Origin of the sequence: Nocardioides immobilis (assembly GCF_003515065.1) — a bacterium.
In the GTDB taxonomy this organism is placed as follows: domain Bacteria; phylum Actinomycetota; class Actinomycetes; order Propionibacteriales; family Nocardioidaceae; genus Nocardioides; species Nocardioides immobilis.
Map to the genome: position 1 here is coordinate 87,193 of NZ_QXGH01000032.1, position 20,198 is coordinate 107,390.

Annotated in this window: 22 protein-coding genes; 17 read left to right on the forward strand and 5 right to left on the reverse strand. The window is 70.3% G+C overall.

Annotated elements, in window-relative coordinates:
* The first annotated feature begins 35 nt into the window (after positions 1–35).
* From D0Z08_RS24545 to D0Z08_RS24560, 4 genes are all read left to right on the forward strand, one after another.
* Entirely contained in the window at positions 36–782 is a 747-nt protein-coding gene (locus tag D0Z08_RS24545) for an SDR family oxidoreductase (protein WP_118927914.1), read from the forward strand.
* Positions 779–1,606 (forward strand): NAD(P)-dependent oxidoreductase, encoded by an 828-nt coding sequence (locus D0Z08_RS24550; protein WP_118927915.1) that lies wholly within the window; start codon positions 779–781, stop codon positions 1,604–1,606. Before D0Z08_RS24545 ends, D0Z08_RS24550 begins: the two co-directional genes overlap by 4 nt.
* Complete coding sequence (locus tag D0Z08_RS24555) at positions 1,603–1,977, forward strand: carboxymuconolactone decarboxylase family protein (protein WP_118927916.1); 375 nt, start codon at positions 1,603–1,605, stop codon at positions 1,975–1,977. The genes D0Z08_RS24550 and D0Z08_RS24555 overlap by 4 nt, the downstream gene beginning before the upstream one ends.
* Before the next feature lie 69 nt (positions 1,978–2,046).
* Entirely contained in the window at positions 2,047–3,129 is a 1,083-nt protein-coding gene (locus D0Z08_RS24560) for a hypothetical protein (RefSeq protein ID WP_118927917.1), read from the forward strand.
* Between the two features lie 20 nt (positions 3,130–3,149).
* Here D0Z08_RS24560 and D0Z08_RS24565 read toward each other — a convergent pair whose 3' ends face one another.
* Positions 3,150–3,788, reverse strand: coding sequence for a TetR family transcriptional regulator (locus D0Z08_RS24565; protein WP_245994406.1), 639 nt, complete (start codon positions 3,786–3,788; stop codon positions 3,150–3,152).
* A 254-nt stretch (positions 3,789–4,042) separates the two neighbouring features.
* On the opposite strand from D0Z08_RS24565, the gene D0Z08_RS24570 reads away from it, so the two are divergent.
* From D0Z08_RS24570 to D0Z08_RS24580, 3 genes are read left to right on the forward strand one after another with little or no spacing between them, the layout of a single operon-like run.
* Entirely contained in the window at positions 4,043–5,329 is a 1,287-nt protein-coding gene (locus tag D0Z08_RS24570) for a glycosyltransferase family 4 protein (RefSeq protein WP_118927919.1), read from the forward strand.
* Positions 5,316–6,110, forward strand: a complete 795-nt coding sequence (locus tag D0Z08_RS24575; protein WP_118927935.1) for a class I SAM-dependent methyltransferase — start codon at positions 5,316–5,318, stop codon at positions 6,108–6,110. Before D0Z08_RS24570 ends, D0Z08_RS24575 begins: the two co-directional genes overlap by 14 nt.
* Entirely contained in the window at positions 6,103–7,263 is a 1,161-nt protein-coding gene (locus tag D0Z08_RS24580; RefSeq protein ID WP_245994409.1) for a prenyltransferase/squalene oxidase repeat-containing protein, read from the forward strand. The genes D0Z08_RS24575 and D0Z08_RS24580 overlap by 8 nt, the downstream gene beginning before the upstream one ends.
* Here D0Z08_RS24580 and D0Z08_RS24585 read toward each other — a convergent pair.
* Positions 7,231–7,902, reverse strand: a complete 672-nt coding sequence (locus tag D0Z08_RS24585) for a class I SAM-dependent methyltransferase (RefSeq protein WP_245994413.1) — start codon at positions 7,900–7,902, stop codon at positions 7,231–7,233. The two genes, D0Z08_RS24580 and D0Z08_RS24585, sit on opposite strands and share 33 nt — an antisense overlap.
* Before the next feature lie 57 nt (positions 7,903–7,959).
* Between D0Z08_RS24585 and D0Z08_RS24590 the strand changes: the two genes are divergently transcribed.
* Entirely contained in the window at positions 7,960–10,002 is a 2,043-nt protein-coding gene (locus D0Z08_RS24590; protein WP_118927921.1) for an acyl-CoA dehydrogenase family protein, read from the forward strand.
* On the opposite strand, the gene D0Z08_RS24595 is transcribed toward D0Z08_RS24590, so the two are convergent.
* Complete coding sequence (locus D0Z08_RS24595; protein ID WP_118927922.1) at positions 9,999–11,258, reverse strand: alpha/beta hydrolase; 1,260 nt, start codon at positions 11,256–11,258, stop codon at positions 9,999–10,001. The two genes, D0Z08_RS24590 and D0Z08_RS24595, sit on opposite strands and share 4 nt — an antisense overlap.
* 73 nt (positions 11,259–11,331) lie before the next feature.
* On the opposite strand from D0Z08_RS24595, the gene D0Z08_RS24600 reads away from it, so the two are divergent.
* Genes D0Z08_RS24600 through D0Z08_RS24625 form a run of 7 tightly spaced genes read left to right on the forward strand, consistent with a single transcriptional unit; the run spans position 11,332 to position 17,646 of the window.
* Positions 11,332–12,744 (forward strand): WS/DGAT/MGAT family O-acyltransferase, encoded by a 1,413-nt coding sequence (locus tag D0Z08_RS24600; protein ID WP_118927923.1) that lies wholly within the window; start codon positions 11,332–11,334, stop codon positions 12,742–12,744.
* Positions 12,745–12,780: 36 nt separating this feature from the next.
* Positions 12,781–14,940, forward strand: a complete 2,160-nt coding sequence (locus D0Z08_RS24605; protein ID WP_118927924.1) for an acyl-CoA dehydrogenase family protein — start codon at positions 12,781–12,783, stop codon at positions 14,938–14,940.
* Positions 14,937–15,431: an FAS1-like dehydratase domain-containing protein gene (locus D0Z08_RS32735; RefSeq protein WP_220454335.1), complete on the forward strand. Its 495-nt coding sequence runs from the start codon at positions 14,937–14,939 to the stop codon at positions 15,429–15,431. The genes D0Z08_RS24605 and D0Z08_RS32735 overlap by 4 nt, the downstream gene beginning before the upstream one ends.
* Entirely contained in the window at positions 15,428–15,814 is a 387-nt protein-coding gene (locus tag D0Z08_RS32740; RefSeq protein WP_245994420.1) for a Zn-ribbon domain-containing OB-fold protein, read from the forward strand. Before D0Z08_RS32735 ends, D0Z08_RS32740 begins: the two co-directional genes overlap by 4 nt.
* Positions 15,811–16,197, forward strand: a complete 387-nt coding sequence (locus tag D0Z08_RS24615) for a MaoC family dehydratase (RefSeq protein WP_118927925.1) — start codon at positions 15,811–15,813, stop codon at positions 16,195–16,197. The genes D0Z08_RS32740 and D0Z08_RS24615 overlap by 4 nt, the downstream gene beginning before the upstream one ends.
* Positions 16,194–17,366 (forward strand): lipid-transfer protein, encoded by a 1,173-nt coding sequence (locus D0Z08_RS24620; RefSeq protein ID WP_118927926.1) that lies wholly within the window; start codon positions 16,194–16,196, stop codon positions 17,364–17,366. The genes D0Z08_RS24615 and D0Z08_RS24620 overlap by 4 nt, the downstream gene beginning before the upstream one ends.
* A 7-nt stretch (positions 17,367–17,373) precedes the next feature.
* A complete protein-coding gene (locus D0Z08_RS24625) occupies positions 17,374–17,646 on the forward strand; it encodes an acylphosphatase (protein ID WP_118927927.1) in 273 nt (90 codons plus the stop codon).
* On the opposite strand, the gene D0Z08_RS24630 is transcribed toward D0Z08_RS24625, so the two are convergent.
* The gene (locus D0Z08_RS24630; RefSeq protein WP_118927928.1) at positions 17,624–18,121 is read right to left on the reverse strand and encodes a methyltransferase family protein; all 498 of its coding nucleotides are present in this window, start codon (positions 18,119–18,121) and stop codon (positions 17,624–17,626) included. The two genes, D0Z08_RS24625 and D0Z08_RS24630, sit on opposite strands and share 23 nt — an antisense overlap.
* 38 nt (positions 18,122–18,159) lie before the next feature.
* Between D0Z08_RS24630 and D0Z08_RS24635 the strand changes: the two genes are divergently transcribed.
* Positions 18,160–18,651 carry a DinB family protein gene (locus D0Z08_RS24635; protein WP_245994422.1) on the forward strand — a complete coding sequence of 164 codons (492 nt, stop codon included), beginning with the start codon at positions 18,160–18,162 and terminating at the stop codon, positions 18,649–18,651.
* Between the two features lie 245 nt (positions 18,652–18,896).
* Here D0Z08_RS24635 and D0Z08_RS32345 read toward each other — a convergent pair whose 3' ends face one another.
* Positions 18,897–19,052 carry a hypothetical protein gene (locus D0Z08_RS32345; RefSeq protein WP_182481471.1) on the reverse strand — a complete coding sequence of 52 codons (156 nt, stop codon included), beginning with the start codon at positions 19,050–19,052 and terminating at the stop codon, positions 18,897–18,899.
* A gap of 161 nt (positions 19,053–19,213) precedes the next feature.
* On the opposite strand from D0Z08_RS32345, the gene D0Z08_RS24640 reads away from it, so the two are divergent.
* The gene (locus tag D0Z08_RS24640; protein WP_147381532.1) at positions 19,214–19,942 is read left to right on the forward strand and encodes a hypothetical protein; all 729 of its coding nucleotides are present in this window, start codon (positions 19,214–19,216) and stop codon (positions 19,940–19,942) included.
* Positions 19,943–20,198 lie beyond the last annotated feature (256 nt).

The window sequence follows — 20,198 nt, forward strand, 5'->3', positions numbered from 1 at the left end:
CCGGGGATTCCTGCGACCCATGTGGCAGGAGCGAGATGAGATTCCAGGACAAGGTCGTCGTCGTCACGGGCGCGGCCCAGGGCATCGGCGAGACCTATGCGAAGGCACTGGCCTCGGAGGGCGCGCGGGTGGTCGTGGCGGACCTCAACGCCGACGGCGGCGAGCGGGTCGCGAAGGAGATCGAGGCCGACGGCGGTCGGGCCATGTTCGTCCCGTGCGACGTGTCGAGCGCGGAGTCGGCGGCGGCGTTGGTCGAGCGGGTCGAGGCGGAGTACGGCGGCATCGACGGGCTGGTCAACAACGCCGCGATCTACGGCGACATGCAGTTCGACCTGCTGATCACGGTCGACTGGGACTACTACCGCAAGTTCATGAGCGTGAACATGGACGGCGCGCTCGTGATGACGCGCGCCGTCTTCGGGTCGATGCAGAAGCGCGGCGGGGGAGCGATCGTCAACCAGTCCAGCACCGCGGCGTACCTCTACTCGGGCTTCTACGGGCTGGCGAAGGTCGGCGTGAACGGCCTCACCCAGCAGCTCGCCCACGAGCTCGGCGGCATGAACATCCGGGTCAACGCGATCGCGCCCGGGCCGACCGACACCGAGGCCACCCGGACCCAGGCCGGTGACGCGGCCAAGGACCTCGTGAAGGGGCTCGCGCTCAAGCGGATGGGTCAGACCTCGGACATGGTCGGCGCCTGCCTGTTCCTGCTCTCCGACGAGTCGTCGTGGGTCACCGGCCAGATCCTGGCGGTCGACGGCGGCCAGACGTTCCGGCTATGACCACGACCAGGGTCGGGTTCGTCGGGCTCGGCAACATCGGGAAGCCGATGGCGCTGCGGCTCGCCGCCGCCGCGTCATCGGGGGACGTCGAGCTGTGGGTGTACGACGTCGCGCCCGAGCCGGTCGCCGAGCTGACGGCTGCGGGGGCGAAGTCGGCCGGCGGCATCGGTGAGCTCGCCGCCCTGGTCGACGTGGTCTGCGTGATGGTCCGCGACGACGACCAGGTCCGCGCCGTCGCTGAGGAGGTGGGTCCCGGCACCGTGCTGGTGATCCACTCCACCGTGGCCCCGGGAACCCCGGCCGAGCTGAAGGCGCGGGGACTGACCGTGCTCGACGCCCCCGTGAGCGGTGGTCCGATGGGTGCGGCCGACGGCTCGTTGGCGATCATGGTCGGCGGCTCCGACGACGACTTCCTGGCCGCACGGCCGGCGCTGGACGTCATGGGGTCGAAGGTCGTGCACGCCGGCCCGCTCGGGGCGGGGACGCGGATGAAGCTGGCGCGCAACCTGATCCACTTCGTCGCGTTCACCGCTGTCACCGAGGCGCAGCGGCTCGCCGAGGCAGCCGGACTCGACCTGCGGCAGCTCGGCGAGATCGTGCGGCACACCGATGCGATCACCGGTGGCCCCGGAGCGATCGCACTCCGCGACACCACGGCGCCGCTGGCGCCCGACGACTTCTGGACCGGCGTGTTCCAGCACGTGGCGGCGCTGGGGGAGAAGGACCTCTCCTTCGCCATCGCGCTGGCCGACGAGCTGGGCGTCGACGTGCCTCTCGCTCGAGAGGCGCTGCCGCGACTGGGGAAGGGACTGGGACTGTCATGAGCAAGTTCGATGACCTGCCGGAGGCGCGGCGACGCGGCCTGGAGAAGATGGAGGAGGTCTACGGCTTCGACATGTCCGACGGTGAGGGTGACTTCTTCCGCTACACCGCCGACCACCTCTTCGGTGACATCTGGCAGCGCCCCGGACTGTCCGACCGCGACCGCCGGCTGTTGCTGATCGGCCTGCTCGCCGGACAGGGCGCTGCCGATGTGCTCGGCATCCAGGTGCCCGCCGCGCACGCCAACGGAGAGCTCGACGACGATGCGCTGCGGGAGATCGTCGTCTTCCTCAGCCACTACGCCGGCTGGCCGAACGGGGCCAGGCTCAACTCCATCGTCGAGGAGACGATCGCCAAGGCTCGCCGCTCGTGACTTCGACGGCCGCCTAAGGTGTGATCTTGCGTCGCCTGGTGACGCAAGATCACACGTGAGGAAGCTTGGATGGGCGGATTCGGACGTCTGGCCGTGGCCGGCCTCGCGGCGCTGGCCATGCTGCTCGGGTGCGGCACGGAGACCGATCCGCCGGACCGGGACGCGACGAGCCCCGGCGCCGGGTCCACCGAGTCGACCGCGAGGGACACGACGGCGGCTGACGGCGCCTTCTCGGGCCTCCCCGTCGGTGATCCGCCGGAGCTGGCGTACGTCCGCTCGGGCACCACCGTGGTCCTGGGCGACCAGTCGATCGATCTCGACTGGGAAGTCGTGGCGATCGAGGGCGACCTGGTCTACGACGAAGAGGCCGGGGCGATCTACCGGTTCGGTTCCGGCGGCATCACGCTCCTCAGCGGCGCCGCCACGGCTCCGCCGGTGACCGACAGCACCGTCACCTGGATCGAGAACGACACTGAGATCGTCCGTCATTACGGACGGGCGCCCGAACGCCAGCCACTACCGGACGGATGCTGCCAAGACGCCCGGTTGCTCGGTGTCGATGTGGACATGGACCCCGACGTCTTCGTCGTCGCTCCGGAGGGTGCCTGGATGTGGGACACCTACGAGGGGCGCGAGGGCCTGACCGATCCTCCGCCCGACTCCCAGAGCCACCTCTGGCCCGTCGGCGGCCTGGGCGGCGGCACCCTCGCTGGCGTCGGCATCTCCTCGGAGGTCCTCGTGGAGTATCCGGGAGGCGAATGGGGTTGGGGATACGTCGCTGGCCCGCGCGATCCGGGGAGTGACGCGCCGGTCGAGTACCTCGAGCAGGAGCGGATCAGCGCCGAGCGGGTGTGGCTGACCTCGAACGCGATCATCGCGCTCGACACGGAGGGGCAGGTCGTCGTACTCGGCTCCGAGAGCCGGGACGACCAGGCGAGTCACCACTGGCGGGGGCTGACGGGGGAGCGCACCCCGCTCGGCCTGCCCGACGGCCTGCAGGTCGACGGGGTCGTGGCCGAGAACCGTCGTACCGTCCTGGTCGACGCGACCGACGGCTCAGGCCAGCGTGCCTGGGTGCGCTGTCATGTGGGCCTGTTCGCGTGCGCGGTCGCGACCGAGCTCGGCGCCGACGACATCGTGCCGCAGCGGTAGCAGCACCAGCGGCGGCGCGCTCAGCGCAGGATCAGCCGGACGGCCGTCTCCATGTGCTGCGCGGTCTCGGGTGCGCTCGAGCGGCCGGTGACCCACGCCATCAGCGCGGAGAGCCAGACGTCGCCGATGACCCGGGCGAGGACGATGTCCTCGTCGGTGATGGCCTCGCTGTCGGGCACGGTGCCGTGCATCGCATGGGTGACGATCGACGTCATCGACATGCCGACCGCGTGGATCTCGTTGGCGACGCTCGCGTCGGCGAACATGAACGCGCGGGTCAGTGCCTCGGTGAGCTTGGGGTCGCCCTGCATGCCTCGCGTGAGTCGCTTGAGGACGTAGAGGACGCGGTCGCCGGGCGTGTCGCCGGGGATCTCGCGGGCCTTCAGCTTGACCTGCGCGTCCTCGAACTCGCGGTCGAGCGCGGACACCAGCAGGTGGATCTTCGACGGGAAGTAGCGGTAGAGCGTCCCGAGGGCGACATCGGCCCGTTCGGCGACAGCCCGCATCTGGACGGCGTCGAAGCCGCCGTCCTTGGCCAGCTCGTAGGTCGCGTCGAGGATCCGCTTGCGGCGGTCGCGCTGGGCAGCGCTGCCGGCGCTGTCGGTGCTGGCGGTGTTGGTTGAGCGGTCGTCGGTCGACAGCGAGTTGGCGATGGTCACGACGGTCCTCCCGTGCGACGTCGGCGAGCCCGGAGTATGCCTCACGTCACTGGAATGGCACGTCCCGGGCCTGGATGTTGAGTTCGTCAGCGCCCGCCACGATGGCTCGTGGGTGGACGCTCGAAGATAGGCTACTCGTACGTATCCCATAATAGGAACACGTTCTACGTTCTGACGGCCCCGCTCCACTCCGGAGCTCGGCGCCGCGACTCAGCGCAACGAGCCAGCGCCGGGATAGAGGAAGAGGAGTCGGCATGCGGATCGCAATGCTGTCGTACCGCAGCAAGCCCCACGTCGGCGGGCAGGGGATTTACATCCGGCGGTTGAGCCGCGAGCTCGTAGCGCTCGGTCACACGGTCGAGGTGTTTTCGGGGCAGCCTTACCCCGATCTCGACGAGGGCGTCATCCTGACGAAGGTGCCGAGCCTCGACCTCTACCGGCCTGGCGACGAGTTCCGGAACCCGCGTCCCAGCGAGTTCCGTGACCTCATCGACGTCGAGGAATGGCTCCGGATGCGCAGCGGCGCCTTCCCCGAGCCGCTGACGTTCGCCAAGCGCGTGGTCAAGCTGCTGCGCGGGCGACGCGAAGACTTCGACATCGTCTTCGACAACCAGACGCTGGCGACGCCGATCCTCGACGTGGAGGGCTTCGGCCTGCCCCTCGCGTCCACCATCCACCATCCGATCACCATGGACCGCGCGATCGAGCTCGAGGTGGCCCCCTGGGTCCGGAAGAAGGCGGGCTCGCGGTGGCGTGTCGAGTTCCCCAAGATCGGCGTCTGGCGCTGGTACTCGTTCCTCAAGGAGCAGAAGCGCACCGCGCCGCAGCTGCGGCAGGTCCTCGTGCCGTCCGAGTCCTCCAAGCGTGACGTCGTGCGGGAGTTCGGCGTCGATCCGGCGCGCGTCGCGACGATCCTGCTCGGGGTCGACGAGGAGTTCCGTCCGCCGACGACCCAGCGGGTGCCCGGTCGGATCCTCGCGATGGCGAGCGCGGATGCTCCCCTCAAGGGCATCCACATCCTGCTGGAGGCGTTCGCCAAGCTGCTCACGGAGCGTGACCTCGAGCTGATCCTGGTGACGAAGCCGAAGGAGGGTGGCGTCACGGAGAAGCTCATCGACAGGCTCGGCATCGCCGGGAACGTCCGCTTCGCCAACGGCCTCACGGACGACGAGCTCGTCGCGCTGATGGGCTCGGCCGAGCTGGCCTGCGTCCCGTCGCTGTACGAGGGCTTCTCGTTGCCGACAGCGGAGCTGATGGCCTGCGAGACCCCACTCGTCGTGTCCCGCGCCGGCGCCATCCCCGAGGTGGTCGGCCCCGACGGTCTGTGCGCGGACGTGGTCGAGCCCGGCGACGTCGGCGCGCTCACGCACGCCGTCGCCGCCCTTCTCGACGATCCCGAGAGGCGGGCGCGGATGGGGGCTGCGGGCCGCGAGCGGGTCAAGGACCTCTTCAGCTGGAGCGCCGTCGCGGTCAAGACCGCCGACGTGCTCTCCGACGTGATCACCCGGTACCACGAGGAGCAAGCACATGCTGACCGTTGATTTCGACCGACTCGGCCTGAAGCCGGGCGACAGGGTGCTCGACATGGGTGCCGGCGCGGGCCGGCACAGCTTCGAGATGTACCGCCGCGGCGCCGATGTGGTCGCGTTCGACATGGACGCCGACGAGCTCGAGAGCGTCCAGAACCTGTTCGTCGCCATGAAGGAGGCCGGCGAGGTGCCCGAGGGCGCCGAGGCCGACGTGAAGCAGGGCGACGCGCTCGCGCTGCCCTTCGGTGACGGCGAGTTCGACCGGATCGTCGCCGCCGAGGTGCTCGAGCACATCCACGCCGACGTCGACGCCATCAAGGAGCTGGTCCGGGTGCTCCGGCCCGGTGGCACCCTGGCGATCTCCGTGCCCCGCTGGCTGCCCGAGGTCATCAACTGGAAGCTCTCGGACGACTACCACAACGCCGAGGGCGGCCACATCCGGATCTACACCGACCACGAGCTGATCGACAAGGTCACCAAGGCCGGCCGCTTCAACGACGGCACCCCCGGCGACGCGATGATCTACCAGGGGAAGGACTACGCGCACGGGCTGCACTCGCCGTACTGGTGGATCAAGTGCGCGGTCGGCGTCGACAACGACGCGCACCCGCTCGCCAAGGCGTACCACAAGCTCCTGGTCTGGGAGATCATGAAGCAGCCCACCGCGCTCAAGCTCGCCGGCAAGGTGCTCGACCCGCTGATCGGCAAGAGCATGGTGCTCTACTTCACCAAGCCGGCCGCGGCCGCGGCGACAGCAACGGGCGATGCCGCAGAGGTTGCGCAGAGTGCCTGAGGTCTCGGAGATCCCTCTCGCGCGCCTTCCGTACGTCGACGGTGTGCTGAGCGCCGTCGAGATCGCCGACACGGCGGCGTCGATCGCCGCCATGCAGGAGCCGTGCGGGGCGATCCCGTGGACGATCGGGGAGCACGTCGACATCTGGAACCACGTCGAGGGCGCGATGGCGATGCTCGTCGGCGGACAGGTCGAGGCCGCGGAGCGCGCCTACGCGTGGGTCCCGACGATGCAGCGCGCGGACGGCTCGTTCCCGATGAAGATCGTGGACGGCCGGCCCGATGACGAGCGCGGCGAGGTCAACATGTCGGCTTACTTCGCCGTCGGCCTCTGGCACCACTGGCTGGTACGTCGGGACATCCGGTTCGTCCAGCACTACTGGCCGTCCGTCCGGGCGGCGCTCGACTGGGTGGTCTCGCTGCAGGAGCCGTTCGGCGGCATCCGGTGGACGCCGGTCGACGACTTCTGCCTGCTGACCGGCAACTCGAGCATCTACCACTCGCTGCGGGCGGGCGTCGCGCTCGCGGAGCTGATGGACGACCCGCAGCCGGAGTGGGAGCTCGCGGGTGGCCGCCTCGGGCATGCCGTCCGGGTGCACCGGGACCGGTTCGCCGACAAGAGCACGTTCTCGATGGACTGGTATTACCCGGTCCTCGGCGGCGCGGTGCGCGGCCGGGACGCCTTCGAGCTGCTCGACTCGCGGTGGGACGACTTCGTCGTGCCCGGGCTCGGCATCCGGTGCGTCGACACCAATCCCTGGGTCACCGGCGCCGAGACGTGTGAGCTCGCGATGACGCTCGACGCGCTGGGCGACCACCGTCGCGCCCGGCACCTGTTCACGGAGATGCAGCACCTGCGGGATGAGGGCGGCAAGTACTGGACCGGCTGGGTCTACGGCGCCACGACCCAGGAGGTCGAGGTCACCAACGCCGCCGGCGAGGTCGAGCCGCGCAACGTGCACTGGCCCGACGAGCACACGACCTACACGGCGGCTGCCGTGATCCTCGCCGCGGACGCGCTCGGGGAGACCTTCGGGCACAGCTCGCCGGGCTCGGGCATCATGCGCGGGACGTCGCTGGCGCCGCACTTCCAGGAGCTGGCGCTGGAGTGCGACTGCACGTCATCCTCCGAGCGGCTCGCCCGCCGTACCTGACGTCCGACGCAGCACCCGCATCGAGCCGACCACGGCGATCTCCTCGAAGGCCCCGCTCGCGAGGGCGGGCAGGTAGATCTGCTCGTACGGCGGCCGCCCGCCGTCCGCGGGGTCCGGGAAGACGTCGTGGATCGCGAACAGCCCGCCGGGCATCACCCAGTGAGCCCACGCCTCGAAGTCGTCGCGGGCCGGCTGCTCGCCGTGCCCGCCGTCGATGAAGAGCAGGGAGAGGGGCGTGCGCCAGTGGGTCGCGACCGTCGTCGAGCGGCCGACGACGGCGATGACGTGGTCCTCCAGCCCGGCCCGCGCGATGGTCCGGCGGAACGTCGGGAGCGTGTCCATCAGGCCGAGCTCGGGATCGACGACGCTCGGGTCGTGGTGCTCCCAGCCGGCCTGGTTCTCCTCCGAGCCGCGGTGGTGGTCGACGGTGAACACGACGCTGTTCGGGCCGCCCACCTCGCGGGCTGCCGCGCCCAGGTAGACCGCGGACTTGCCGCAGTAGGTGCCGACCTCGAGTGCCGGGCCGTGGGGGAGTCGCTCCCGGGCGACCCGGTGCAGGAGCGCGCCCTCGTCGGAGGGCATGAACCCCTTCGCGGCGAGCGCGTGCTCGAGGAGGTCGGGCGGCATCGTGTCGGTCACGGCTCGACTCTAGTAGTCTTAGAACACGTTCTAGTTTTCGACCAGCAGTGAGGTGCCATGTCGATCGGGATCACCGACGAGCAGGAAGAGCTCGCCGCGAGCCTGCGCAAGTGGGCGGCCAGCCTGGGCGCCATCGAGGCGATCCGTGCGGCCGAGGACCGGGTCGACGAGCGCTTCGACGACATCTGGGCCGCGGCCGACGAGATGGGCGTGACCGCGATCGCGGTGCCCGAGTCGGCCGGCGGCGGGGGCGGCACCCTGCTCGACCAGGCGGTCGCGCTCGAGGCCTGCGCCTACGAGCTGGTGCCCGGTGGGCTGCTCGGAGCGGCGATCGGCGGGTTGGTGAGCGGACAGCCCGATCGCTACGGCGTCGAGCTTCGGCCCGGCGGTCCGGTACTGGACGGCGGCACGTCCGAGGACGTGATTGCCGCCGATGGGTCGTTCTTCGAAGGCCGCTTCGAGGCCGCCCTCGGCGTCGACCTCAGCGCGCGACACGGGCGCGTCATCGAGGGTGGGGCGCAGACGGCGGACGAGCGCGTCCGTCGTACGGCGGTGACGCTCGCGGCAGCCGAGGCGTCCGGTGTGGCTCGCTGGTGTCTCGACACGGCGGTGGGGTACGCCAAGGTGCGCGAGCAGTTCGGGAAGCCGATCGGCTCCTTCCAGGCGATCAAGCACCTCTGCGCCGAGATGCTGGAGACCGCCGAGGCGGTCACTGCCGCGGCGTGGGACGCGGCGTCCGCCGCTGCGGTGCTCGACTCTGGCCAGGGCGACGACGAGCAGTGGGCCTTCGCGGTCGACGTCGCCGCGGCCGTGTGCTTCGAAGGCGCGGTCGAGGTGGCCAAGTCGTGCGTCCAGGTGCTCGGCGGGATCGGCTTCACGTTCGAGCACGACGCCCACCTCTACCTCCGGCGCGCGGTGTCGCTGCGAGCGCTGTTCGGCTCTGCCGACGAGGCCGCGGCGCGGCTCACGGCGGCCGCCGTCACAGGAGTACGACGACGCGTCGACGTCGACCTCGGCGGTCTCGACGAGCCGATCCGCCCGGACGTCCGGGCGGCCGCCAAGCGGATCGCGGCCCTGCCGGCGGAGGAGCAGCGCGCCGCTCTCGTCGAGACCGGCTACCTCACCCCGCACTGGCCGGCGCCGTACGGACTGGCCGCGGACGCAGTGACCCAGGTCGTGATCGACCAGGAGCTCGCCCGGGCGGGCGTCACGCGCCCGGACCTGGTGATCGCCGGGTGGGCGGTCCCGACGATCCTGCAGCACGGCACCGACGAGCAGCGCGACCGGTTCGTGCGCCCGTCACTGCTCGGCGAGCTCGTCTGGTGCCAGCTGTTCTCGGAGCCGGGCTCCGGCTCCGACCTCGCGTCACTGCGCACGAAGGCGACCCGCGTCGAGGGCGGCTGGTCGCTCTCGGGCCAGAAGGTCTGGAGCTCGGTCGCCGAGCGCGCGGACTGGGCGATCTGCCTGGCCAGGACCGACCCGGACGTGCCGCAGCACCAGGGCATCACCTACTTCCTCGTCGACATGACGTCGGCCGGGATCGACGTCCGCCCGCTCCGGGAGATCACCGGAGAGGCGCTCTTCAACGAGGTCTTCCTGGACGACGTCTTCGTGCCGGACGAGTGCGTGGTCGCGGAGCCCGGCGACGGGTGGCGTCTCGCGCGGACCACGCTCGCCAACGAGCGGGTCGCGATGGCGAGTGCCCGGCTCGGCAAGAGCGTCGAGCGGGCCGTCGATCTGGCCACCGCCGGTCTGGGCCCGGTCGAGACCGCCCGGGTCGGGCACGCGGTCGCGCTGGCGACCGTCTGCGGCCTGCTCGGTGTCCGCACGACCCTGCGGGCGATCAGCGGTCACGGTCCGGGCGCGGAGTCCAGCGTGGCCAAGCTGCTCGGGGTCCGCAGCCGGCAGTCGTCCTCCGAGCTGGTGGTGGAGCTGCAGGGCGACGCCATCGCCGCGCTGGGTGCGATCGACCGGTTCGCCGACGGGCTGTCGGCCGACGTCTGGGAGATGCTCAACACCCGCTGCCTGTCGATCGCCGGCGGCACGACGCAGATCCTGCGCAACGTGGCGGGGGAGCGGATCCTCGGGCTGCCGCGCTAGCTGGGCTGGTGCGCGGCGCGCTCGCGGCGCCAGCCGTTCCAGTGCCAGTGCAGGTAGCGGTCGATGGCGCGCACGACGTGCTGCGACCGGATCGACGGGAAGACGTCGAACGCGTGCTGCGCGTGGGGGAGCTCGGCGTAGACGACCGACTGCTTCGACGTCTCCCGGAGCCGCGCGACGAGCTGGCGCGCCTGCGCGACGCCGACGAGCGTGTCGTTGCGGCCGTGCAGCACGAAGAAGTCGGGTGCCTCCGGAGTGACACGCAGCAACGGCGACGCGGCCTCGTAGACCTCGGGCACGGCGGCGTACGGCTGCTGGACGACGCGCTTGGCGAGGAACATGTCCCGCATCAGCTCGACCTGGCGCAGCCCGCTCACCCCGGCGAAGTCGTAGACCCCGTAGTGCGGGACCGCGACCTGCACGGTCGTGTCGGCGTCCTCGAAGCCGGGCTGGAAGTCGGGGTCGTTCGGCGTGAGGGCGGCGAGCGCAGTCAGGTGTCCGCCGGCAGAGCCGCCGGTGATGGCGATGTAGTCGGGATCGCCGCCGTAGTCGGCGATGTGCTCCTTGATCCAGGCGATCGCCTGCTTGACGTCGACGATCTGCGCCGGCCACGGGTCGCGGGGCGCCAGCCGGTAGTTGACCGCCACGCAGACCCAGCCCTTGGCGGCCAGGTGCTCCATCAGCGCGAGGCCCTGCTCCTCCTTCTTGCTGATCATCCAGGCGCCGCCATGGACCTGGAGCAGCACCGGAGCGCCGGACTTCGGGGTGTTGGTCGAGGTATAGATGTCGAGCATCCCGCGCTTGCCGTACGGCGCGAACGGCACGTTGCGGTGCACCTCCACGCCGGCCCGCCGGCGCTCGCGCCCGAACATGAACGGGTTGGCCACCCGGCGCCACGGGACGGCGAGGTCCGCAGGGCTCGGTGCCTGGTCGAGCTGCTCCACGTAGTCGACGCCGAGGGCCTCGGTGAGGGCGTCCTCGACGACCTCGATGGCGCGCCGGCTCTGGCCGATGAGGTAGCCGAGCCCGGCGGCGCTGGCGCCGGCGAGCGCCAGCCCGAGCGGGTCGCGCCGCCCGCGCGCCAGGTGGCTCGCCGTGTCCGCCGCCGTCAGCGCGAGCACGTGGGGCGCCAGCTCACCGGTCAGCCAGCCGGCGAAGAACGCGGGGACCCCGACCCGGAAGCCGGGCAGGGGTCGGATCGCGTTGGCGGTGAGCGCGGCGGTGACCGTCTGGCGCGCGACGTAGCCATTGACCATGATGAGGAGATTAGCGCTCGGCTGGGGCAGAATAGAACCCGTTCTAGTTCACGGGCGCGGATGGGAGCCAGGCATGGACCGGTTGTCAGGACTCGACGCGAGCTTCCTCTACCTGGAGACGCCGGCGCAGCTGATGCACGTGTGCGCGGTCATGGTCCTCGACCAGAGCACCATGCCGGCGTCGTACTCCTTCGGCGCGCTGATGGAGCACATCGACGAGAGCATCCACGACGTGCCGGAGTTCACGCGCAAGATCCGCCGCGTGCCCCTCGGCCTCGACCACCCGGTGTGGGTGCGGGACCAGCAGTTCGACATCGAGCGGCACGTGCACCGGCTGGCGGTGCCGAGCCCCGGGAGCTACCGCGAGCTGATGGACCTGTGCGCCCACCTGGCGGCCCTGCCGCTCGACCGTTCCCGGCCGTTGTGGGAGATGTGGGTCATCGAGGGCTACCGGCCCGACGGCGAGGAGGGCGACGAGAGGGTCGTGGTCTTCTCGAAGATGCACCACGCGACGGTCGACGGCGTCTCTGGCTCCAACCTGATCTCGCACCTCTGCGCGCTGGAACCTGACGCCGCGCCGCTGGCGCGGGACGAGGAGCAGAGGCACCCGCGTGACCCGGAGCGGGTCGAGCTGCTGGCGCGGGCGGTCATCGGCACCGCGACCAAGCCGGTCACCCTGGTCAAGGTGCTGGGGCCGTCGGCGGAGCTGATCACCAAGAGCATCGGCCGGGCCCGGCAGGGCACTGCGATGGCGGCGCCGTTCTCGGCGCCCCGGACCTCGTTCAACGGCACGATCACCGCCCACCGCAGCATCGCGCTCGCCGACATCGACCTCGACGACATCCGCGACATCAAGAAGGCGACCGGCAGCACCGTCAACGACGTGGTCCTCACCCTCTGCGGCGGCGCCCTGCGGGCCTATCTCGACGAGCGCGGCGAGCTGCCGGAGACGTCGCTGATGGCGAGCGTGCCGGTGAGCGTGCGGGAGTCGTCGAAGCGCTCCCAGGGTGCCAACAAGGTGTCGGCGTTCTTCACGAAGCTCGGCACCGACATCGAGGACCCGCTCGAACGGCTCGAGATGCTCGCCGAGCGCAACCGGCACGCGAAGGACCACCACAACGCGATCAGCGCGGACGCGCTCCAGGACTGGGCGGAGTTCGCCGCCCCCCGGACCTTCGGGCTCGCGGTGCGGACCTACGCCAACCTGCGGCTCGCGGAGAAGCACCCGGTGGTGCACAACCTGGTGATCTCCAACGTGCCGGGGCCGCCGATGCCGCTCTACTTCATGGGCGCCCGGATCGAGGCGCTCTACCCGCTGGGCCCCGTGTTCCACGGTGCCGGCCTCAACATCACGGTGATGTCGAACGCCGGCATGGTGCACGTCGGCGCCATCGCCTGCCGCGAGTCCGTGCCCGACGGCGACGCGCTCGTGCAGCACTTCCCGCAGGAGCTGGAGCGGCTGCGCAAGGCTGTCGTCGCCCGCTGAGTGCGCATCAAACTAGAACACGTTACAGTTCTGTCTGTGGACCCTCATGAGATCAGCGCGGTGCGATCGGTCGTCACCGAGGTGTTGGACCGCGCCGGAGACTGGTCAGCCTGGCGTTCGTCCGGGCTGACGGCACTCGCACTCCCGGAGGAGTACGGCGGCGACGGGCTCGGCCTCGAGGCGATCGCAGTCCTGCTCCGCGAGTCCGGCCGGTGCGCGCACCGGCTGCCTGCGTGGGAGACGCTCTGCTGCTCCGTCCTGACCCTCGCCGCTCACGGCACCGAGGCCCAGCGCAAGGAGCACCTGTCGGCGATCGCCGAGGGGGCGGTGCTCACGCCGGCCCTGCGCGACCCGAGGGGAGCGACCACGTCGTACTCCGGCGGCCGGGTGACGGGGCGGAAGACCGCGGTCACCTATGCCGACACGGCCACGGCGCTCCTCGTCGTCGCCCAGGACGGTGACGCCGAGGTCGTCGTACTCGTGGACCCGCAGGGGCCCGGTGTCACGCTGCTGCCGGCCAGCGCCTCGGCCGACACCCCGACGTTCACCGTCGTGCTCGAAGACGCGCCCGCCGAGCCACTGGAGGAGGGCGCGGCGCCGTACCTCCGCGACCTGGCTGCGGCGGGGCTGGTCGTCACCGCGGCCGGCGTGCTCGCCGGCGCCCGCGACCTGACCGCCGACTACGTGAAGGGGCGCGAGCAGTTCGGGCGCGCGCTGGCGGAGTTCCAGGCGGTCTCGCTGCAGATGGCGGACGTCTACGTCGCCAGCCGCACCCTGGACCTGGCCGCCGACAACGTCGTGTGGCGGGTGGCGAACGGACTTCCCTCGGCCGACGACCTCGCGGTCGCGGGCTACTGGGTGAGCCGGGTCGCGCCGGCCGCCTTCCGGACCTGCCACCACCTGCACGGCGGCATGGGCGTCGACGTCACCTACCCGCTCGTCGGCTACACGAGCTGGGGCACCGACCTCGCCCACGCGCTCGACACCCTGCCCGGCCAGGTGCCGGTCGAGGACCCGGCCGGCAAGAACCTCGAGCTCTCCGAGTCGCAGCGCGCGCTCAAGGCCGAGCTGCGGGAGTGGTTCGCCGGGCTGTCCGCCGAGTTCGGCCACCCGAACGACCCGGGCGCGGTCGAGGGGGCGTGGGACCGGCACGGTCCGTCGTACCAGCAGCTGATCAAGCGGATGGGCGCCGACGGCTGGATGGGCGTCGGCTGGCCGAAGGAGTACGGCGGCCACGGGCTCGGTGAGGTCGAGCAGACGATCTTCGCCAACGAGGCGCAGTACCACGACGTGCACCTGCCGGCGGTCACGCTGCAGACGGTCGGACCGACGCTGATCCGCTACGGCACCGAGAAGCAGAAGCAGATGTTCCTGCCGCGGATCCTGGCCGGTGACGTGCACTTCGCGATCGGCTACAGCGAGCCGGACGCCGGCACCGACCTGGCGTCGCTGCGGACCACCGCCCGGCTCGATGGCGACCACTACGTCGTCAACGGCCAGAAGATGTGGACCACCGGCGGCCACCAGGCCGACTACCTCTGGCTCGCGGTCCGCACCGACCCGGACGCCCCGAAGCACAAGGGCATCTCGATCCTCATCGTCGACACGAAGGATCCCGGCTACAGCTGGACGCCGATCATCACCGCGGACGGCTCGCACCACGTCAACGCGACCTACTTCAACGACGTCCGCGTGCCCGCCGACATGCTCGTCGGCGAGGAGAACCAGGGCTGGAAGCTGATCACCACCCAGCTCAACCACGAGCGGGTGATGCTCGGCCCCGCCGGCCGGATCGAGGGGCTGCGCGACCGGGTGGTCCGCTGGGCCGAGACCGCCGGTGTCCGGGACGAGCCCGACCTGGTGGCGCTGCTCGGCGAGGCCACCGCGATCTTCCGGGTCAACGAGCTGCTCAACTGGGAGGTCGCGCGCGCGGCCGAGGGCGGCTCGATCAGCGTCGCGGACGCGTCGGCGTCGAAGGTGTTCGCCTCCGACCACGTGCAGCACCTGATCGCCGACCTGATCTCCGCGGTCCACCGGTACGGCGACGCGGGCGAGCCGGCGACCAAGGAGCTGCTCGACTACCTGGACTCCCAGGCGAAGCGCAACCTGGTGCTGACGTTCGGGGGAGGCGTGCAGGAGGTGCAGCGCGAGCTGATCGCGATGTTCGGGCTGGGGCTGCCGAGGGTGCCGCGATGAGCGATGAGCGGCACGGACGGATCATGGCCGAGGCCGAGCGGATCATGGCCCTCGGCGAGGCATCGGAGTCGCGTGCGCCGTACCCCGTCAACGAGGCGACCATCGGCAACTGGCTGGACGCGATGGGCTACGACAACGAGCGGTTCCGGTCGGGGGAGGCCCCGCCCTCGATGGCGCAGGTGTGGACGATGCCCGGCCTCGGCCGCAAGCGTGCGGACGACGACCCGCTGCACGCGATGATGGGGATCCTCACGGCCGAGGGCTACACCGCCGTGCTCGGGACGAACTGCGAGCAGACCTACGAGCGCTACCTCAAGGTGGGCGAGGAGCTCCGGGTCACCACCGCGCTGGACTCGGTCGTCGGGCCGAAGAACACGGGGATGGGCCTCGGCTACTTCGTGACATCGCGCAACCGGTGGTACGTCGGCAATGAGCTCGTCGCCACCATGCTGTTCCGGGTGCTGAAGTTCGTCCCGAAGGACCGCACATGATCCGGCCGATGGTCAACCGCGACAGCGCGTTCTTCTGGGAGGGCACGCAGAAGGGCGAGCTGCGGATCCAGAGCTGCAACGCGTGCGGCGTACTCCGGCACCCCCCGGGGCCGGCCTGTCCCGCGTGCGGCGCGCTCGACCGCGGCTACGTCGTGGCTTCCGGCCTCGGCACCGTCTTCTCGTACGTCGTGCACCGGCACCCGCCCGTCCCCGGCAAGGAGCTGCCCCTCGTGATCGCGCTGATCGACCTCGACGAGGGCGTGCGGATGGTCGGCGAGGTCCCGGGGGTCGAGCCTGAGGAGATCGCGATCGGCACCCGGCTGCAGGTCGACTACAACCGGGTCGACGACGAGCTGACGCTCCCCATCTGGAGGCGGGCATGAGGACCTTGGAGCCCGGTCAGGTCATCCCGGAGTGGAGCCTGCCGATGACGCCGACGACGATCGTGAGCACCGCGATCGCGACCCGCGACTGGCAGGACGTCCACCACGACCGCGACGTCGCGCAGGCCGCCGGGTCGAAGGACATCTTCATGAACATCCTGACCACCAACGGGTTGGTCGAGAAGTTCGTCGCCGACTGGGTCGGCCACGACTGCGAGCTCAAGGGGATCGCCATCCGGCTCGGTGCGCCCGCGCACCCCTACGACACGCTGACGTTCAGCGGCCGGGTGGCCGACGTGTCCGACGGCATCGCGACCCTCGACATCGTCGGCCGGGTGTCGCTCGGCGACCACGTGACCGGCACCGTGAAGGTGGCCGTATGAGCCGCACCCTCAGCGGCAAGGCCGCCATCGTCGGCATCGGCGCGACCGAGTTCTCCAAGGAGTCGGGTCGCTCGGAGCTGCAGCTATCGGTCGAGGCCGTCCAGCATGCACTGGCCGACTGCGGCCTCACTGTCGCCGACGTCGACGGGCTGACGACGTTCACGATGGACACCTCGTCGGAGATCGCGCTCGCGCGCGAACTCGGTGTCGAGGAGCTGCGGTTCTTCAGCCGGATCAACTACGGCGGCGGGGCTGCCTGCGCCACCGTGCAGCAGGCCGCGATGGCGGTCGCCACCGGCGTCGCCGACGTGGTCGTGGCCTACCGCGGCTTCAACGAGCGCTCGGAGTCACGGTTCGGCCAGGTGTCGGTCGCCGCGGCGACCCAGGTCAACACCAACGGTCTCGACAACGCCTGGACCTACCCGATGGGGCTCGGCACGCCGGCGGCGACGGTCGCGATGCAGGCCCGTCGCTACCTGCACGAGTACGGCGCGACCTCGGAGGACTTCGGCCGGGTCGCGGTCGCCGACCGCCGGCACGCGGCCACCAACCCGAACGCGTTCTTCTACGGCAAGCCGATCACCCTCGAGGACCACCAGGCGTCCCGGATGATCGTCGATCCGCTGCACCTGCTCGACTGCTGCCAGGAGAGCGACGGCGCGGTGGCGCTGGTGATCACGTCCGCCGAGCGCGCTCGCGACCTGGCCCAGACGCCGGCGTACGTCGCCGCCGCGGCGCAGGGGAGTGGGCGCGACCAGTTCGTGATGACGTCGTACTACCGCGACGACATCGGCATCCCCGAGATGGGCGTCGTCGGGCGCGAGCTGTGGCGCCAGTCCGGGCTGGCCCCGGCGGACATGCCGATGGCGATCCTCTACGACCACTTCACGCCGTACGTCCTCATGCAGCTCGAGGAGCTCGGGTTCTGCGGCCGCGGCGAGGCCCCGGACTTCGTGAAGGACGGCGCCATCGAGGTGGGCGGCCGACTGCCGCTCAACACCCACGGTGGCCAGCTCGGTGAGGCCTACATCCACGGCATGAACGGCATCGCCGAGGGCGTACGCCAGATCCGCGGTACCTCGGTCAACCACGTCGCCGACGCCCACCACGTGCTGGTCACGGCCGGCACGGGCGTGCCGACGAGCGGGCTGATCCTCGCTGCGGGATGATGGCCGCATGGCTGCTCGAGCGGTCGAGGTGCGGATCACCGGCCAGGTGCAGGGCGTGTTCTACCGTGCCCGCTGCGCCGAGGAGGCCGCGCGTCTCGGCGTGACCGGCTGGGTGCGCAACGAGTACGACGAATCGGTGCGCGGGCACTTCGAGGGCCCGTCCGACGCGGTCGACGCCCTGGTGGCCTGGTGCCACGAGGGGAGCCCGCGTGCCGTGGTCGATCAGGTCGAGGTGACCGACGTGCCCGCGGAGGGACTCACCCGTTTCGCCACGGAGTGAGCCGTGGCCGCCAGCGGGGGACCGCGGCGGCATAGGCGTCGTACGACGCCCCGTACGTGCGGCGGAGCGTCGGCTCCTCGTAGGCGAGGGTGAAGGCCGTCGTCGCGAGCACGAACGCGACGAGCCACAGGCCGACCCCGACGCTGGCGAACAGGACCGCCTGGCCGGCGATCGACGTACTCACGCCGAGGTACATCGGGTTCCGCACCCACCGGTAGAGCCCGCCGACGACGAGCTCCTCGGTCGGCGCCACCGGCGCTGGCGTACCGCGGCCCTCGAGGACGAACTGGGCGAACGCCGCGACGACCAGCAGCGTCCCGGCAGCGACGGTGACGGCTCCCACGACCTGTGCCCAGCCGGGCGCATCGCCGTCCCAGCGGGTGATCAGCCAGGGCACCAGTCCCGCCGTACCGCCGGGTGCGACGAAGAAGAACACGATCGTCCCGATCGCGGCTCTGGCGCGGGTCTGGGACACCCGCGCAGCGTACTTCGGGCGCTCCGTAACCTGACCCGGTGAGCAGCAACCATCCGGACTACATCGCCTCGGAGCGCAAGACCCTCGTCGACCTCCTCGCCAGCAATCGCGCCGAGATCCTCGAGCTGCTCGACGGGCTCACCGAGGAGGAGGCACGGCGCAGCCTGGTGCCCTCCTTGACCACGCTGCTGGGCCTCGTCAAGCACGCGGCGTTCGCGGAGCAGGTGTGGTTCCACGTCACGCTGCCCGGCCGGACGCGTGCCGAGCTCGGGGTACCCGACGACATCGACGACAGCTTCCGGCTCGCGCCCGACGACACCATCGCCTCGATCGGCGAGAACTTCCGCAAGGTCTGCGCCGAGTCCGACCGGCAGGCCTTCGACCACGACCTCGACGACACCGGCACCCACGCCCGCAGGGGCCCGGTGAGCCTGCGCTGGATGTACGTCCACATGATCGAGGAGCTAGCCCGGCACGCCGGCCACGGCGACATCCTCCGCGAGCAGATCCTCGCCGCACGCGAGGCCTGAAGCGCCGACCTCGGTTGGGCGCGGGAGCGCCCGCATAATGCCGAGTAGAGCGCGCCAGGGATCGCGTGCGAGAAGATGCCGCTGTGCCTGACCGTGCCTTCCCGTTCTCCCCGAAGTCGTCGACCCGTCTAGAGGTAGGCGACCTGATCGCGATTCCGTGCGACGAGGGCGATTGGGCCGTCTTGCAGGTGAGCGCACTGCGACGCACAGGACCAGGAGCGCGGACGACCCTGGGCGTTGGAGTCCTACCGTGGCGCGGCGATGAGCAGCCCACCGCTGAGGCGATCGCAGGTCTGGCGTTCATCGAGCACGGTCAAACGGCTATCGAGATCTTCACGGACGGTGGCGCGGAAGTCGTCGATACCGCTCCACTGGCCGGTGGGGTGCAGTCCACCCTGCACGACATGAGCGTTGGAGTGCGGCACAAGGTGTGGGGTTGGCGCACAGCGATGGAACGCGCACGCTCTGCTGGCTCGAACTGATCCGAGACGCCCGCTATTGCCGCACGGCGCGTGCCGATCAGTGAGCGTCGCGACCCGCGACACCTGTCACCCTTACGGGCGTGATGTCAGAGATTCCGGGCGTTTCTTCGACCGCTTCGCCGAGAGACATCGGTGACGCCGTCGCTCGCTACCTCGTCGATTGTCTGACCAGTGGCCCTTGGCAAACAACCGCGAAGGGGCTCAAATCGACCCAAGGCGACCAGACGACCGAGATCCGAATGAGGCGGTTGCCTCGACCGACGCAGACCGGCGTCGGAGTGTGGTTTGAGCCGATGCTGGCAATCCGGGACCGCTCTCTGCGGACGTGGCGCCGACAACACCCTGACCTGGCGACTATCCAGGACGACCGCATGTGCGAGTGGACCCTCTCCGAGCTTGGCCCGACCTACCGAAACCCGGTCGTCCTCACGACAGATGACCCCGAATGGGTGAACATCGCCAGCCGACGCTCTTCGATCGATGACTTGGCCTCACACCTCAACGATTGGATCCTGCCGATTCGTGAATACCTGCGTTCCCCGTCGGGCCTCTTGAGCCTTCCCGACCCGTGGATCGACACTGGGTGGCTTCTTCAGTTGGTTGAGTTTGCCGTTGCCCGTGGAGAACCTGACGTGACGATGCCGTTGCTTGCCCGTACGAGATGGCTCGAAGATCCGGCGTTCAAGCGAGGCCGCGAGATGGCGCTCGCCGGGAAAGATCCGGTGCGTGACTGGCCCCAGGTGTTGGGATACCGGATCGCGAAATTGGGACTTCACTATGACCTCGGCATAGCGACTTCCGAGACCTAAACGCGATTCGTCGGCTCGCGGAGCTGCACGCCGTGCGGCCAGTAGCGTGCAGTTCCGCGAGCATCGGCTCCCCATCACAATGAGTGGGTGCCTAACGTTTCGCGACATGGGGTGAAAGCTGGCGGGCAATTTGAGGTTCCCCCCGGACCGTAGAGGCATCGACAATGAGGATCGAGATGCCAGAGAAGCGGAAGAAGTACGACCGGGAGTTCCGTGAGGGAGCTGTCCGGATCGTCGAAGAGACCAACAAGCCGAT